The sequence below is a fragment of the Pseudomonas sp. genome, from assembly GCF_028293835.1.
GTDB lineage: Bacteria > Pseudomonadota > Gammaproteobacteria > Pseudomonadales > Pseudomonadaceae > Aquipseudomonas.
Window position 1 is genome coordinate 1 of the sequence record NZ_JAQGNX010000087.1, and the last position, 15,387, is coordinate 15,387.

Annotated in this window: 13 protein-coding genes; 11 read left to right on the top strand and 2 right to left on the bottom strand. The window is 58.1% G+C overall.

What is annotated here, in order from left to right:
- The first annotated feature begins 386 nt into the window (after window positions 1–386).
- Window positions 387–1,733 carry an MFS transporter gene (locus JWR17_RS11335; protein ID WP_299831284.1) on the top strand — a complete coding sequence of 449 codons (1,347 nt, stop codon included), beginning with the start codon at window positions 387–389 and terminating at the stop codon, window positions 1,731–1,733.
- Between the two features lie 75 nt (window positions 1,734–1,808).
- On the top strand, window positions 1,809–3,026 hold the full coding sequence (locus tag JWR17_RS11340; protein ID WP_299831287.1) for an MFS transporter: 1,218 nt from the start codon (window positions 1,809–1,811) through the stop codon (window positions 3,024–3,026).
- Window positions 3,027–3,157: 131 nt separating this feature from the next.
- Here the strand turns inward: JWR17_RS11340 and JWR17_RS11345 are convergent, their stop codons facing one another.
- On the bottom strand, window positions 3,158–4,138 hold the full coding sequence (locus tag JWR17_RS11345; protein ID WP_299831290.1) for a DUF1853 family protein: 981 nt from the start codon (window positions 4,136–4,138) through the stop codon (window positions 3,158–3,160).
- A gap of 202 nt (window positions 4,139–4,340) precedes the next feature.
- On the opposite strand from JWR17_RS11345, the gene JWR17_RS11350 reads away from it, so the two are divergent.
- From JWR17_RS11350 to pepN, 6 genes are read left to right on the top strand one after another with little or no spacing between them, the layout of a single operon-like run.
- Complete coding sequence (locus JWR17_RS11350) at window positions 4,341–5,231, top strand: NAD(+) kinase (protein WP_299831293.1); 891 nt, start codon at window positions 4,341–4,343, stop codon at window positions 5,229–5,231.
- Window positions 5,231–6,202 (top strand): metallophosphoesterase, encoded by a 972-nt coding sequence (locus JWR17_RS11355; RefSeq protein ID WP_299831296.1) that lies wholly within the window; start codon window positions 5,231–5,233, stop codon window positions 6,200–6,202. The genes JWR17_RS11350 and JWR17_RS11355 overlap by 1 nt, the downstream gene beginning before the upstream one ends.
- A complete protein-coding gene (locus tag JWR17_RS11360) occupies window positions 6,199–7,068 on the top strand; it encodes a rhomboid family intramembrane serine protease (RefSeq protein WP_299831298.1) in 870 nt (289 codons plus the stop codon). The genes JWR17_RS11355 and JWR17_RS11360 overlap by 4 nt, the downstream gene beginning before the upstream one ends.
- Before the next feature lie 28 nt (window positions 7,069–7,096).
- Window positions 7,097–7,357 carry a DUF1315 family protein gene (locus tag JWR17_RS11365; RefSeq protein ID WP_297844301.1) on the top strand — a complete coding sequence of 87 codons (261 nt, stop codon included), beginning with the start codon at window positions 7,097–7,099 and terminating at the stop codon, window positions 7,355–7,357.
- On the top strand, window positions 7,354–8,184 hold the full coding sequence (locus JWR17_RS11370) for a DUF2797 domain-containing protein (protein WP_299831396.1): 831 nt from the start codon (window positions 7,354–7,356) through the stop codon (window positions 8,182–8,184). The genes JWR17_RS11365 and JWR17_RS11370 overlap by 4 nt, the downstream gene beginning before the upstream one ends.
- Window positions 8,185–8,240: 56 nt before the next feature.
- Window positions 8,241–10,898, top strand: a complete 2,658-nt coding sequence (pepN, locus tag JWR17_RS11375; protein WP_299831301.1) for an aminopeptidase N — start codon at window positions 8,241–8,243, stop codon at window positions 10,896–10,898.
- Between the two features lie 125 nt (window positions 10,899–11,023).
- On the opposite strand, the gene JWR17_RS11380 is transcribed toward pepN, so the two are convergent.
- Window positions 11,024–11,866, bottom strand: coding sequence for a VacJ family lipoprotein (locus tag JWR17_RS11380; RefSeq protein WP_299831303.1), 843 nt, complete (start codon window positions 11,864–11,866; stop codon window positions 11,024–11,026).
- Between the two features lie 166 nt (window positions 11,867–12,032).
- Between JWR17_RS11380 and JWR17_RS11385 the strand changes: the two genes are divergently transcribed.
- The 3 genes from JWR17_RS11385 to JWR17_RS11395 all read left to right on the top strand — a co-directional run bounded on the left by JWR17_RS11385 (window position 12,033) and on the right by JWR17_RS11395 (window position 15,373).
- A complete protein-coding gene (locus JWR17_RS11385; RefSeq protein WP_299831306.1) occupies window positions 12,033–12,743 on the top strand; it encodes a response regulator in 711 nt (236 codons plus the stop codon).
- On the top strand, window positions 12,740–14,071 hold the full coding sequence (locus tag JWR17_RS11390; protein ID WP_299831309.1) for an ATP-binding protein: 1,332 nt from the start codon (window positions 12,740–12,742) through the stop codon (window positions 14,069–14,071). The genes JWR17_RS11385 and JWR17_RS11390 overlap by 4 nt, the downstream gene beginning before the upstream one ends.
- 273 nt (window positions 14,072–14,344) lie before the next feature.
- Window positions 14,345–15,373, top strand: a complete 1,029-nt coding sequence (locus tag JWR17_RS11395; RefSeq protein ID WP_299831312.1) for a YCF48-related protein — start codon at window positions 14,345–14,347, stop codon at window positions 15,371–15,373.
- The last annotated feature ends 14 nt before the right edge of the window (window positions 15,374–15,387 follow it).

Here is a 15,387-nt window from a genome sequence, read left to right on the forward strand (position 1 = left end):
GGCCGTAGCGCACGGGCAGTAACTGGACAGTTTCAAGCGTCAACGGACACACGCCAATTTGGCCGAAGGGAGTAGCGCTTTTGGACATGGCAACCAGATTGGCCATGTGGCCGCGCGGGGTCATGAAGTCAGTCATTACGCGTTCCTTGCTGTGCAAAATTTGCAGCCTGAGGCAAAGGCGCTGCTGGCTCAATGCACTGAATGACGTTTGGGAAAAGGCCTACAAGTGCTGTCTGCACTTTCCTGTGTGCTACCTCTGGCATGAATCCTGCGACCGCTCATCGTTATCGAGTTGTTGGTGAGTATGCGAGCGGCTCTTATGGTTCAGCATACGAAAGCGCCGTCCCGATAATAGAGACCTTCCTAACGAACACGCCGAGGCCAGCATGACAACCCAAGCAACGGAGCAGGTAGACCCTGCCACCTTGAGACGCGTCATCTGCGCGGCGGCCATCGGCAACTTCGTCGAATGGTTCGATTTCGCCGTGTATGGCTTTTTGGCGACCACTATCGCTCAGCAGTTTTTCCCCAGCGGCGATTCCAGTGCAGCGCTGCTGAAAACCTTCGCGGTATTCGCCGTGGCGTTCGCCTTTCGGCCGTTGGGCGGCATTTTTTTTGGCATGCTCGGAGACCGGGTAGGGCGCAAAAAGACCTTGGCCCTGACCATTTTGTTGATGGCCGGTGCGACAACCTTGATTGGCATCCTGCCCAGTTACGCAGCCATTGGCGTCATGGCGCCGGTGCTTTTGACCGTGATTCGTTGTGCTCAGGGATTTTCCGCAGGTGGCGAATACGCGGGGGCCTGCGCCTATTTGATGGAACATGCGCCGCGCAACCAGCGCGCCTGGTACGGCAGCTTCGTGCCGGTCTCAACCTTTTCCGCGTTCGCCTGCGCCGCCGTAGTGGCCTATGCGCTTGAGTCTTCGCTGTCCCTCGACGCCATGAGCAGTTGGGGCTGGCGTTTGCCGTTTCTGGTAGCGGCGCCGTTGGGGCTGGTGGGCGTGTACCTGCGCTGGAAACTGGACGAAACCCCGGCGTTCAAAGCGGTGGCTGAAGAACGCGCGGTAGCGCACTCACCGTTGCGCGAAACCCTGACAACCCACGGCGCCGCCATCTGTTGCCTGGGCGCGTTCGTCTCGCTGACGGCGTTGTCGTTCTACATGTTCACCACCTATTTCGCCACTTACCTGCAAGTCGCGGGCGGGCTGAGCCGTGCGTCGGCGCTGCTGGTGTCAGTGATCGCATTAATCTTTGCGGCTGCAATCTGTCCGTTGGCCGGGGCATTTTCCGATCGGGTAGGGCGCCGTACAACCATGGCCAGCGCTTGTGTGCTGCTGCTGGTTGCGGTGTATCCCGCCTTTCTGATGGCCAGTTCCGGGTCGTTTATCGCATCGATTGTCGGCGTGATGCTGTTGGCCATCGGCGCGGTGTTGTGTGGGGTGGTCACTGCCGCTTTGCTGTCCGAGACTTTTCCTACGCGTACCCGTTACACCGCGTCGGCGATTACTTACAACATGGCCTACACGATATTCGGTGGGACCGCGCCGTTGATGGCGACGTGGTTGATCACCGCCACCGGTAGCAACCTTTCACCAGCGTTTTACCTGATGGCGGTTAGCGTGCTGGCATTGCTCGGCGGCATGATGCTGCCAGAGACCTCGAAAATATCCCTGCACGGCGCGGACAGTGAAAACGGTCACCGTTTGCAACAAAAAATGGCACTGACGCGCTAAAAAGTGGCACATTGGCGCCCTCGGGCGCTGATGACTCCTTTGCAAAGCGCGTGTCCATTTAAACGGATGAACTTCATGGCTCTTACAAACGCTCAGACGAGCGCGATACCTCCGGTGGCCTCGACCCAGAGCAGTCCACTGGTGATGCGCATCATTGGTGCGGTGGCATTGGCGCACTTGATCAACGACTTGATTCAGTCGGTACTGCCGTCGATCTACCCGATGCTCAAAGCTAACTATGGCCTGAGCTTTACTCAAGTCGGCTTGATTACCCTGACGTTCCAGGTCACTGCCTCGCTGTTGCAGCCGTGGGTGGGTTACTACACTGATCGTCATCCAAATCCGTTGCTGTTGCCCGCCGGTTCTATCTGCACGCTGCTGGGTATTTTGATGCTGTCGATGGTCGGCAGCTTTCCGCTGATCTTGTTGGCCTCGGCGTTGATTGGTATCGGTTCGTCGACCTTTCACCCTGAGGCATCGCGCATCGCGCGGCTGGCTTCCGGCGGACGCTTCGGTCTGGCGCAATCGACCTTCCAGGTGGGCGGCAATACCGGGTCAGCGTTCGGGCCGTTGCTGGCCGCGGCGATCATCATTCCGTTCGGTCAGGGGCATATCGCCTGGTTCGGGTTAATTGCGGTGTTTGCCATCGGCCTGCTGTACGCCATTAGTCGTTGGTACAAGGCGCACTTGAGCCTGTTCAAGCTCAAGGCCGGACAGAAAGCCAACCATGGATTGTCGAAAAATCGAGTGATTGCGGCCTTGGTGGTGCTCGGATTTCTGGTGTTCTCCAAGTATTTCTATATGGCCAGCTTCACCAGCTACTTCACCTTCTACTTGATCGAGAAATTCAGCCTGTCGGTGGCCAGTTCACAGCTGCACTTGTTCCTGTTCCTCGGGGCCGTGGCGGCGGGTACGTTCTTCGGTGGGCCGATTGGCGACAAGGTGGGGCGCAAGACCGTGATCTGGTTTTCGATCCTCGGCGTGGCACCGTTTACCTTGATGCTGCCGTACGCGGACCTGTTTTGGACCACGGTGCTGAGCGTGATCATCGGCTTCATCCTGGCCTCGGCATTCTCCGCCATCGTGGTGTTCGCTCAAGAACTGGTGCCAGGCAATGTCGGCATGATTGCGGGTGTGTTCTTCGGCTTGATGTTCGGCTTCGGCGGGATCGGCGCAGCGTTGCTGGGTTACCTGGCAGACGCCCACGGCATTATCTACGTGTACACGCTGTGCTCGTTCCTGCCGCTGCTGGGGATATTTACCGTGTTGTTGCCGAATACCAAGCACGTTTAAATCTCACGTCCCTTGAAGGAGCCAGCTAGTTGGCGAGGCGGTGTTTCAGACACACAGCGTGAGAAGCCTCGCCAACAACTCGCCAACAAGTTGGCTCCTAGAGACGAGGGTGTTTGCGGGGTGGTCAATTATCAACGGACCAACGCCGCTGCGCTGACGGCGTTGGTGGTGTTCCCCAGGTTTGGCCATTGGTCCGAGACCAGAAACAGCCGTTCAGCTTCTTCCCACTCACCCGCCTGGTTTTCGCTCAAGCGCACCAACAGTTGCGCGGGGGCCAGGGGGTCGAGTTGATCCAGCCACTCGTGCAGTTGATCGTGCTGCCAAGTGTGCGCCTCGCGGTAATGCGCGGGGGCCAGCCAGGCATGGCGTGGTAGCGGTTGCCAACGGCCAGGGGGACTTTGTGCGCTGAATGCCGGCCAATCTCGCTGGTGCAGCCAACGCCCGTTCAAATGCTGACGGTGCACACCAAGCGGCGACTCTGCGTGACCCGGCCACGGATAGAGCAAATAGCCACCCAGCCACAGCTCGGCGCTGAAATGAGAGATATCCAGTGCATTCAACACTTCACGGCTTTCCGGTCGTGCGGATATCGGCAACTGATGCTGGGCCAAATGTGCAAGTTTGCGGTCCAGCCGGTCGTGACAGCCTGGACCCAGCCATTGGGCCGGGTCCTTGCCATTACCGTCTTGCGGCCCCAGATAGAGTTTGATCGCCAGCTCCACGTGATGCACGCCGTCGCCGTCGCGCAGCAGCATGTCCAGCTCACCCAACGTATGCCCACCGACACGGATCGGCAGGTTGGCGGCGATCATCGCCACGCCGGGTGCTTGATGCACGGCAAATTGCCACAGCCGCTCGTAATACAGACCCAACCGCCGAGTCGCACCCAATGCCAGCCAATGATTGAGGGCGCTGCTGTCTTGATCCAGGCGTATCAACCAGTCAGCCAGCCGTTGCGGAGATTGCACCCAGTCACTGCCGGTCAGCGGGTGGCGTTGTGGCCAAGGTGTCTCGCTGAGCATCGGTGGCGCCAGGATCACCCACGCCAGATCCCGCACCTCGGGATGGCGCAACTGGCGGGGAAGGTCGAGTAAGCTCGGGAACAAAGTCATGCTGCGAGAATAGCTGGTGTTGAATGCTGCAGGAGCCAACTTGTTGGCGAGGGCCCATAAAAGTGTGCGCCATCAATCGCCTCGCCAACAAGTTGGTTCCTGCAGAGGGGCTTCATGAAATAATAGGTGTTGGTTTGCCGCTACCCCGGCCTTTCACCCATAATCGTCTTCTTTGAGTCGCATCGAATCCCGCAGGAGCCCCATGGAGCAATTTCGCAATATCGGCATCATTGGTCGCCTCGGCAGTTCGCAGGTGCTGGATACCGTGCGCCGTCTGAAAGCATTTCTGCTCGAGCGGCACATGCACGTGATCCTCGAAGACACCATCGCCGAAGTCTTGCCGGGCCATGGCCTGCAAACCTCGACCCGCAAAATGCTCGGTGAAGTCTGCGACATGGTGATTGTCGTCGGCGGTGACGGCAGTCTGTTGGGCGCGGCCCGAGCCTTGGCGCGGCACAATGTGCCGGTGCTGGGAATCAACCGCGGCAGCCTTGGCTTTCTCACCGACATTCGCCCAGACGAACTGGAAGTGAAAGTTGCCGAAGTACTCGACGGCCATTACCTGGTGGAAAATCGCTTCCTGTTGCAGGCCGAAGTGCGTCGTCACGGCGAAGCCATCGGCCAGGGTGATGCGTTGAACGACGTGGTTCTGCACCCCGGTAAATCGACGCGCATGATCGAATTCGAGCTGTACATCGACGGCCAATTCGTCTGCAGCCAAAAGGCCGACGGCTTGATCGTCGCCACGCCCACCGGTTCGACCGCTTACGCGCTGTCGGCGGGCGGCCCGATCATGCACCCTAAACTCGACGCTATAGTCATCGTGCCGATGTACCCGCACACCTTGTCGGGTCGGCCAATTGTGGTGGACGGTAATAGCGAGCTGAAAATCGTCGTGTCCAAAGACATGCAGATTTATCCACAGGTCTCCTGCGACGGGCAGAATCACTTCACCTGTGCCCCCGGCGACACCATCACCGTAAGCAAAAAACCGCAGAAATTGCGCCTGATCCACCCCCTTGATCACAACTATTACGAAGTCTGTCGCACCAAGCTTGGCTGGGGTAGCCGGCTCGGTGGTGGAGGCGACTGATGCTCGATCCCGCGCGTGGCTATGATCTGATCGGTGACGTGCACGGATGTGCCCATACGCTTGAGCACCTGCTCGACACCCTCGGTTACCGTTTTCAGGGCGGCATCTGGCGCCATCCAGAACGCATGGCGCTGTTTCTGGGCGACATCATCGATCGTGGTCCACGGATTCGCGAAGCGCTGCATATCGTTCACGGCATGGTCGAAGCCGGCCAGGCGCGCTGCATCATGGGTAATCATGAATTCAATGCACTGGGCTGGAGCACGCCAGCACTGCCAGGCAGTGGCAAAGCATTCGTACGCGAACACACGCCGCGTCATGGACGTTTGTTGGGCGAAACCTTGAACCAGTTCGAGCAGCATCCGGCGGACTGGAAGGATTTCCTCACCTGGTTCTACGAACTTCCGTTATTCATCGACGCCGGACGTTTCCGCATGGTCCACGCCTGTTGGGATGCGGATTTGATCGGGCAGTTGCGTGCCGTTCACAGCGACGGTTGCATAGACGAGGCCTTCGTCCAGGCGTCTGCGGTGGCCGGCAGTTTTGCCGCCAATGTATTTGACCGCTTGTTGCGCGGCACCGACATGCGCTTGCCCCACGGCCTGACGCTCACTGGCGGCGATGGCCTGACGCGCGCGTTCTTTCGTACCAAGTTCTGGGAAGATGACCCGCAAACCTACGGCGATGTAGTGTTTCAGCCAGATGCGCTGCCCGACCTGGTGGCGAAAACGCCATTGAGTTCTACCGAGAAAAGCGCCTTGCTGCGCTATGGCAGCAGCGAGCCGATGCTGTTCGTCGGGCATTACTGGCGCAGCGGCCATCCCGCGCCTATTCGGCCAAACCTGGCCTGCCTGGATTACAGCGCCGTGCTATACGGCAAACTGGTCGCCTATCGGCTGGACCAGGAAACCCAGATCGACCCGCATAAATTTGTCTGGGTCGACGTTGAACGTCCTGAGGCTGCGCAATGAGTTCTGTTTCTGTATTTCGTCTGCCGTTGACCACCGATTTGAGTGGTTTCGTCAGCCTGTTGCAGCGCTTGCGCGTGCCCCATCGCGTCAGCGAAGACGGTGGCGAGCAGGTGCTGTGGGTGCCGAATGCGCAATTGGCCGAGGACATCCGCGCGTTGTATCAGCGTTTTCCTGAGGGCGATCCCTCCTACGAATTACCGAACCCGGAGCAGGGCACAGCCTACGTCCGGCCCGGCTTCGTCCAGCAACTGCGCAACAGCCCGGTGACGGCCTTGGTGTTGCTGCTGAGTTTGATCGTTGCTGGCGTCACCCTGTTCGGTGACAACCTTGAAAGTCTGAGCTGGCTGACCTTTCTCAATTTCAGCGTGCACGGCGACTACCTCCAGTTCACCCCGCTGGCGGACAGCCTGGCAGCGGGCCAGTGGTGGCGCATCATTACCCCGATGCTGGTGCACTTCGGCGTGCTGCACTTGGCCATGAACGGTATGTGGTTTTGGGAGCTTGGGCGACGGATTGAATTGCGTCAGGGCAGTTGGCACTTGCTCGGCCTGACCTTGGTGTTCAGTGCAGCGTCCAACTACGCACAATATTGGTACAGCGGGCCGACGTTGTTTGGCGGCCTGTCGGGCGTTCTTTACGCATTGCTCGGCCATTGCTGGATCTACCAGATGCTGGCGCCGAACCCGATTTATCGACTGCCACGTGGCGTGCTGGTGATGATGCTGGTGTGGCTGTTGTTGTGTATTTCAGGCCTGGTCAGCATGCTGGGCTTTGGCGCCATCGCCAACGGCGCGCATGTGGGCGGCCTGATCATTGGTTGTATTACCGGTCTTTTGGGCGGTGCGTTAGCCCGTCGTAATCGCTAAAATCGCGCAACTACTTTTGGAGAGTGATATGTCCTCTTTCGTCGAAATGATTGAAAACATTACCCCGGACATCTACGAAAGCCTGAAGTTGGCGGTAGAAATCGGCAAATGGTCCGACGGCCGCAAGTTGTCGCAAGAACAGCGAGAGTTGTCCTTACAGGCGTTGATCGCCTGGGAAGTGCAGAACTTGCCGGAAGAACAACGCACCGGTTACATGGGGCCGCAAGAGTGCGCGTCGAAGTCGGCGCCGGTGCCGAATATCTTGTTCAAGTCGGATTCTTTACATTGATTGAAATTGGTCGCGGTGCAGTCAACAAAATGTCGGTGCGTCTGGACACGCCGACGGTGCAATACGGTTTTCGCTTGGGCGATGCGGACATTCCAGTCAATCCCATGATCGGCAAAACGGTCCGGCTGGAGTACTTGGGTGCGATCCATTGCAGCCATTGCGGACGCAAGACCAAAACCAGTTTCAGTCAGGGGTATTGCTACCCGTGCATGACCAAACTGGCGCAGTGCGATGTGTGCATCATGAGCCCGGAAAAATGCCACCACGAACACGGCACCTGCCGCGATCCGGCCTGGGGCGAGCAATTCTGCATGACCGACCACGTGGTGTACCTGGCCAACTCCTCTGGGGTCAAAGTCGGTATCACCCGCGCCACTCAATTGCCGACCCGCTGGCTCGACCAGGGCGCAATTCAGGGTTTACCCATCGCCCGGGTCACTACCCGCCAACAGTCCGGGTTCGTCGAAGACCTGTTTCGCAGCCAAGTGGCTGACCGCACCAACTGGCGCGCATTGCTCAAGGGCGATGCGCCAGCGGTTGACTTGAAGGCGGTTCGTCAGCAACTGTTCGACTCCTGCCGCGAAGGCTTGCTGGGCTTGCAAGAACGATTCGGCCTACAGGCTATCCAACTCTTGCATGACGTCGAACCCACAGACATTCGTTACCCGGTCGAGGCGTACCCCGCGAAAATCGTCAGCTTCAATCTGGATAAAAACCCGATTGTCGAAGGCACGCTGCTGGGGATCAAGGGCCAATACCTGATCTTCGACACCGGGGTTATCAACATTCGTAAATACACGGCTTACCAATTGGCCGTGCATCACTAGACTTTGAATCACTAGGCCCGTCCCATAAGGACGCGCACCAGTAAGGGGATTCCAGCATGCGCACAGAACAACCGAAAATGATTTACCTCAAGGACTATCAGGCGCCTGAGTACCTCATTGACGAGACGCACCTGACCTTTGAGTTGTTCGACGACCAGACGCTGGTCCATGCGCAGTTGGTCATGCGTCGCAATCCGGCGCGGGGTGCCGGCTTGCCACCGCTGGTGCTGGACGGGCAATTGCTTGAGTTGCTGGCTCTGAAGCTCGACGACACCGAACTGAGCGCCACCGATTATCTGCTGACACCGGATCACCTAACGGTGCAGCCGAAAGCGGCCCAGTTCACCCTCGACACCTCGGTGCGTATTCACCCGGAAACCAACACCGCCCTGGAAGGCCTGTACAAATCCAGCGGTATGTTTTGCACCCAATGCGAGGCCGAAGGCTTCCGCAAGATCACCTATTACCTCGACCGCCCAGACGTGATGAGCAAGTTCACCACCACGCTCAGCGCCGAAAAACATCATTTCCCAGTGTTGCTGTCCAACGGCAACCCGATTGCCAGCGGCCCGGAAGAGGGCGACCGGCACTGGGCGACCTGGGAAGACCCGTTCATGAAACCGGCGTATCTGTTTGCGCTGGTGGCCGGTGATTTGTGGTGCGTCGAAGATACGTTTACCACCATGAGCCAGCGTGAAGTGACCCTGCGCATTTACGTCGAGCCAGAAAACATCGACAAATGCCAACACGCCATGACCAGCCTGAAAAAATCCATGCGCTGGGACGAAGAGACCTACGGTCGCGAATACGACCTGGACATCTTCATGATCGTTGCGGTCAATGACTTCAACATGGGCGCCATGGAGAACAAGGGCCTCAATATCTTCAACTCCAGCGCCGTGCTGGCCCGTGCCGAAACCGCCACCGACGCCGCGCACCAGCGGGTCGAGGCCATCGTTGCCCATGAATACTTCCACAACTGGTCGGGCAACCGCGTCACTTGCCGTGACTGGTTCCAGCTGTCGCTCAAGGAAGGCTTCACCGTGTTCCGCGACTCCGGCTTCTCCGCCGACATGAACTCGTCCACGGTCAAGCGTATTGAGGACGTGGCTTACCTGCGCACCCACCAGTTCGCCGAAGATGCCGGCCCCATGGCTCATGCCGTGCGTCCTGACGGCTTCATCGAGATTTCCAACTTCTACACCCTGACCGTGTACGAAAAAGGTTCGGAAGTGGTCGGCATGATCAAGACCCTGGTCGGCGCCGAAGGCTTCCGCAAAGGCAGCGATCTGTATTTCGAGCGCCATGACGGTCAAGCCGTGACCTGCGATGACTTTATTGCGGCCATGGAAGACGCCAACGGTGTTGACCTGACCCAATTCAAACGGTGGTACAGCCAAGCCGGTACCCCACGCTTGGCAGTCAGCGAGTCTTACGACAGCGCGGCGAAAACCTACAGCCTGACCTTCCGCCAAAGCTGCCCGCAAACCCCGGACAAGCAGGAAAAATTGCCGTTCGTGATCCCGGTGGAACTCGGTTTGTTGAACGCTACCGGTCATGAATTGCCATTGCGCTTGTCGGGCGAAGCGGCAGCTGGCAGCACTACTCGGGTGATTTCAATCACTGAAGCCGAGCAGACCTTTACCTTCGTCGACATCGCTGAACAGCCATTGCCATCGTTGCTGCGTGGCTTCTCGGCGCCGGTAAAACTCAGCTTTCCTTACAGCCGCGATCAACTGATGTTCCTCATGCAGCACGACAGCGATGGCTTCAATCGTTGGGATGCGGGTCAGCAGCTGTCGGTGCAAGTACTGCAAGAACTGATCGGCCAGTACCAGAAAGGTCATGACCTTGTGCTTGATCAACGGTTGGTCACGGCGCTGAGCAGCTTGTTGGCCAATGATCAGCTGGATCAGGCCATGGTGGCGGAAATGCTGTCGTTGCCCGGTGAGGCTTATCTTACTGAAATCAGCGAAATCGCTGACGTGGACGCAATCCACGCCGCCCGGGAATTCGCACGTAGGCAATTGGCTAGCGCGCTGTTCGATGGCCTGTGGAAGCGGTATCAAGCGAATCGTGCACTCTCCAAGGCTACGCCTTACGTGGCCGAAGCCGAGCATTTTGCCCGTCGCGGCCTGCAAAACATCGCGCTGTCGTACCTGATGCTCAGCGGCAAGCCGGAAGTATTGGCGGCGTGCCTTGAGCAGTTCGATACCAGCGACAACATGACCGAGCGCCTGACGGCCTTGGCGGTGTTGGTCAATTCGCCGTTCGCTGAAGAAAAAGCCAAGGCGCTGGCGACTTTCGCCGAAAACTTCAAAGACAACCCGCTGGTCATGGACCAATGGTTCAGCGTCCAGGCGGGCAGCACCTTGCCGGGTGGATTGGAGCGGGTCAAGGCGCTGATGAAGCACCCCGCGTTCAACATGAAAAACCCCAACAAAGTACGCTCTGTGGTGGGCGCATTCGCCGGTCAGAACCTGATCAACTTCCACGCGGCAGACGGTACGGGTTATCGCTTCCTCGCGGATTTGGTGATTGAACTGAACGCGTTCAACCCGCAAATCGCCTCGCGCCAATTGGCACCATTGACCCGCTGGCGCAAATACGACAGCAAACGTCAGGCGCTCATGAAAGGCGAACTGGAACGCATCCGCGCTTCCGGCAACCTGTCCAGTGACGTGTTTGAAGTGGTGAGCAAAAGCCTGGCGTGATGGGTCTTAAGTAGCCCATGTATCTGTAAGAGCCAACGTTGGCGAGACGATAAACCTGACACACCACGTTGGGGCTCTCGTCAACACGTTGGCTCTTACAGAACTGGTTTCACGCGAAAGTTGAGCTACAACGCACCCTTCACCGCATCGGCATCTTGCGGGGTAATCATGCAGCGCTGGGCGATGGTTGAATCGGCGACCGAACCTTGCTTGCCTTCCAGTATCAATACATTACGATGCTGGCCCTTTTTATCCCTTAGCGCGCTGTAATAATCAGGCGAACGCTCCAGCTTGTCGGTCAACGGCAATGCCTCTGCACGGCCGTCGACGATGCCACCCACGGTGCTGAGGGTACTCAGCGTGTCATAGGTATCGCTGTCGACGTTGCCGAACGGGTCCAGCACAAAACTGGCGACTTTGCCGACGCTGTCCCTCACGTCCGATGAACCAAACAGCGGTAACTCCACCGTCGGCCCGCTGGCCAGTCCCCACACGCCAAAGGTCTGGCCGAAGTCTGCGTCGTGATAAGGACGACCCCAACCGGTAGCAACGTCCATCAGACCCAGCACGCCCACCGTGCTGTTCAACACAAACCGCTGCAGCGTATTAGCAGAGCGCCGCACGTTGCCTTGCAGTAAGTCATTGATGAAGCGCTTCGGTTCGCCGAAGTTAGAGGCGAAGTTATGCACCCCGTGTTGAACCATCTCTGGCAAATGCTTATAGCCGTGGGCCACTGGTTTCAGGGCGTAGGTATCAAGCCCCTTGTTAAAGGCAAAAATGCTGCGGTTAACCGGCGCGCCAGGGTCGTTAACTTGATAACCCAGTTGTTCACAGGGCACTTGCGAAGATACCTGCGCACACGCGCCGAGAATCCCTGTACCAATTAATAGCCCGAAGACCTGAAACGGCGTTCGCCATGCTTTCACAGGGTTTTTCCGAGTGTCCGCAAGGCTGTTTGATAACTGCATGATGGGGTTTTCCGTGGATGGCGTTCACCCAAGGATGGCTAACTGACCTTGCTGGAATATGTCTCGTTTATGCTGCTGCGGTAGGATTATTACTGGATTGAAATATATGACCGGGCCGTTTAATTGACTTAGATTAGGGCTCGCTAATAGCCCCGGCTGGACCCTCGTGAGCAAACTCTTGATCGTCGACGACGACGTCGAAATCCTCGACCTGCTGAAAAGATTTTTCGTTCGGCATGCCTACGAGGTGGAGGTCGCTTGCGATGGCGTGGCCATGTGGGCTTCTATTAAAAACCAACGCCCGGACATTATTATTCTGGACGTGATGTTGCCAGGAGAGGGCGGTTTAAGCCTGTGTCAGAAACTTCGCGCAGAATCCAACTTGCCGGTGGTGATGCTGACTGCCATGAGCGAAGTCAGCGACCGAATCATCGGCCTTGAGCTGGGCGCTGACGACTACCTGACCAAACCCTTCGACCCGCGGGAATTGCTGGCGCGTTTGCGCTCGGTGCAGCGGCGCACATCAGAACAGCCCTTACGTTCGGTGGACGAAACGCGACCGGTGATTGTGTTTGGCGATTGGCAACTAGACGTGACTCGCCGGGAATTACGCTCAGCCCAGGGCGTCATGGTGCCGTTATCCGGGGGCGAGTTTGACCTGCTGCGGGTGTTTGTCGACCACCCACAGCGGATTCTGACCCGGGAGCAGTTACTTGACTTGGCCCGTGGGCATAGCCATGACGCCTTTGATCGCAGCATCGACGTGCAAGTCAGCCGCCTGCGCCGCAAGATCGAACCCGACAGCAAACGCCCGGACATCATCCGCACCGTGCGCAACGGCGGTTATATTTTTACCGCCAGCGTGGGTCGGCAATGAACCTGTCCCACGGTTCTCAGGACACAATCGTGCGCTGGATCGCGCTGACCATTGCCGCTGCGATGGTCACTTCGCTGGCGCTTTATGCGTTGTTTATCGAAGCGGCTGGCGTCTGGTCGCGCCCATCGCTGGAGCAGATCGGCCTGCTTGAGCAGGCTGCGGCCATTACCCGGGTGATTGACGTGGCGCCAGCCGAATTACGTCCAACCTTAGCCAGGGCGGCGACCAGTCAGCTGTTTACCGTCGGGTGGTACATAGACCACAAGAGTGTCGGCGCGCCCATTGAAACCGGCGGGCATTTCCGAGACGCGGCGGTGGTTCAGCAGTTGACCAATTCCCTGCATCGCCGAGTAGAAGCCTTTGATCCTGATGATTGGCCGTACGCTGATCCTCGCGCCCGCTACATGCTGGTGGTGCAGTTAACCGATGCGACCTGGTTGTCATTTATGACCCCCGATCGCTCATGGGGCATGTCCCAAACGGCCCGTAACGCTGTTGTCGCCTTGCTGGGCCTGAGCGCTGCGTTGTTCGTCGCCTGGTTCGCCACCCGCCGACTCGCCAGCCCGTTGAGGCGTTTTGCCCGTGCGGCCAAACGTTTCGGTGGCGACCTTAACGCCCCTGCGATCATCCCCGAAGGTCCCTATGAAATACGCCAGGCCATCATCGCGTTCAATGCCATGCAGGCGCAGATTCGGCATTTCGTGACTGATCGCACACAAATGCTCGCGGCCATTTCCCATGATTTACGTGCGCCACTGACCCGCATGCGTTTGCGAGGTGAGTTCATCGAGGATGAGGAGCAACAGCGCAAACTGTTTCGCGACGTGGATGAAATGCAGTCGATGATCACCTCGGCCCTGGAGTTTTTCCGCGACGATGCACGGCTTGAACCGGCCACCGCTTTCGATTTGTCAGAACTTATCCAGACGATTATTGATGACTACCGTGATCAGGGTGTAACGGTAGAATTTTCCGGCCCCGGCAAGCGGGTGTATTTCGGCCGTCCTCTGGGGATAAAGCGCGTCGTCACCAATCTGTTGGAAAACGCGATCAAATACGCCGAGTCGCCACAGATCAATCTGTCTCAGTCAGAAACCTCGATCATCATTGAGGTGATCGACAATGGGCCGGGCATTCCCGAAGCGCTGCTTGAGAAGATATTTGAGCCGTTCTTTCGTCTGGAGGCTTCACGCAATCGCAATACTGGCGGCGTCGGGCTCGGCCTCTCGGCGGCACGGGCGATTGTCCTGGAACACGGTGGAGAGTTGCGCCTGCATCGACGGCGCGAAGGCGGCACCCTCGCACGGGCGTCGCTGCCCAACCAGTAAATGCCCGGCTGTAGGGGCCAACGTATTGGCGAGACGACCGCTTCGCCAACAGGTTGGCTTCTACAGATCATGTTGGCTATCCATCATGCAAACGAATACCCCATCATCAATCCGTGTCGGCTTAACAAAAGATAACGTCATGTCGATTGTCATACGTTTCCAAAGCTGGATAGGATACGGCTGCTTCCGAAAGGCTGCTGCTAGAGCGCTTGCGACCCGTTGCCTGGCGTAACCTGAAGGTCGACCCAATAACAATAAGAAGGGGAATAGTCTATGAGTGAGCCTGTAAACCGGCGCACCCTGGCGACCGCATTAACGATACTCGGCGTGCTCTCGGCGTTTGCGTTTTGCACGCCTGTGTATGCCGCCCAGGCCGGCGCCGAAAACCCTGATGCGTCTATCCCATCGTCCCGTTCCTCTCGCAGCCTGCTGCTGGGCATTACCCATGCTGGCGCGCGCTTGGTCACCGTGGGCGACCGCGGGCACATTCTCTATTCCGATGACCAGGCCAAGACTTGGACCCAGGCCAGCGTCCCGAGCCGACAGTTGCTAACAGCGGTGTTTTTTGTCGACGACAAACACGGCTGGGCGGTCGGTCATGATGCGCAGATTTTAGCCAGCACCGATGGCGGCGCGACCTGGGCCAAACAATTCGAAGACGTCAAGCGCGAAGCGCCGCTGCTGGACCTCTGGTTCAAAGACGCCAGCACCGGGTTTGCGGTGGGTGCTTACGGTGCGCTGTTGGCCACCACTGACGGCGGCGCGCACTGGGCGGACGTCAGCGACCGCATCGATAACCAGGATCAGTTCCACTACAACGGCATTGCCTACGTGAAGGACTCCGGCCTGTTTATCGTTGGCGAACAGGGCAGCATGTTCCGCTCCGCCGATGACGGACAAACCTGGGAGCATGTGCAAAGCCCGTATCAGGGTTCATTGTTCGGAGTGGTTGGCACTGCTAAAGCTTCGACGCTCCTGGCTTATGGGCTGCGCGGCAACTTGCTGCGCTCCACTGACTTTGGTGACACCTGGACCGCCATCAAGCTGAAAGGCGCACGCGGCCCGCTGGAATTTGGCCTGTCTGGCGCGGCGTTGTTGCCGGACGCTTCCCTGGTCATCGTTGGTAACGGCGGCAGCATCATGCGCAGTAGCGATGATGGCCAAACGTTCGTTGTGAGTAACCGTTCTGATCGAATTTCCCTGGCCGGGGTGACCGTCGACGACAAAGGCGATCTGATTCTGGTAGGCCAGGGCGGTGTCCATGTTACCTCGCCCGCCGGCGCTGAGCTGGTCCAACAATAAGACCTATTAAGGCG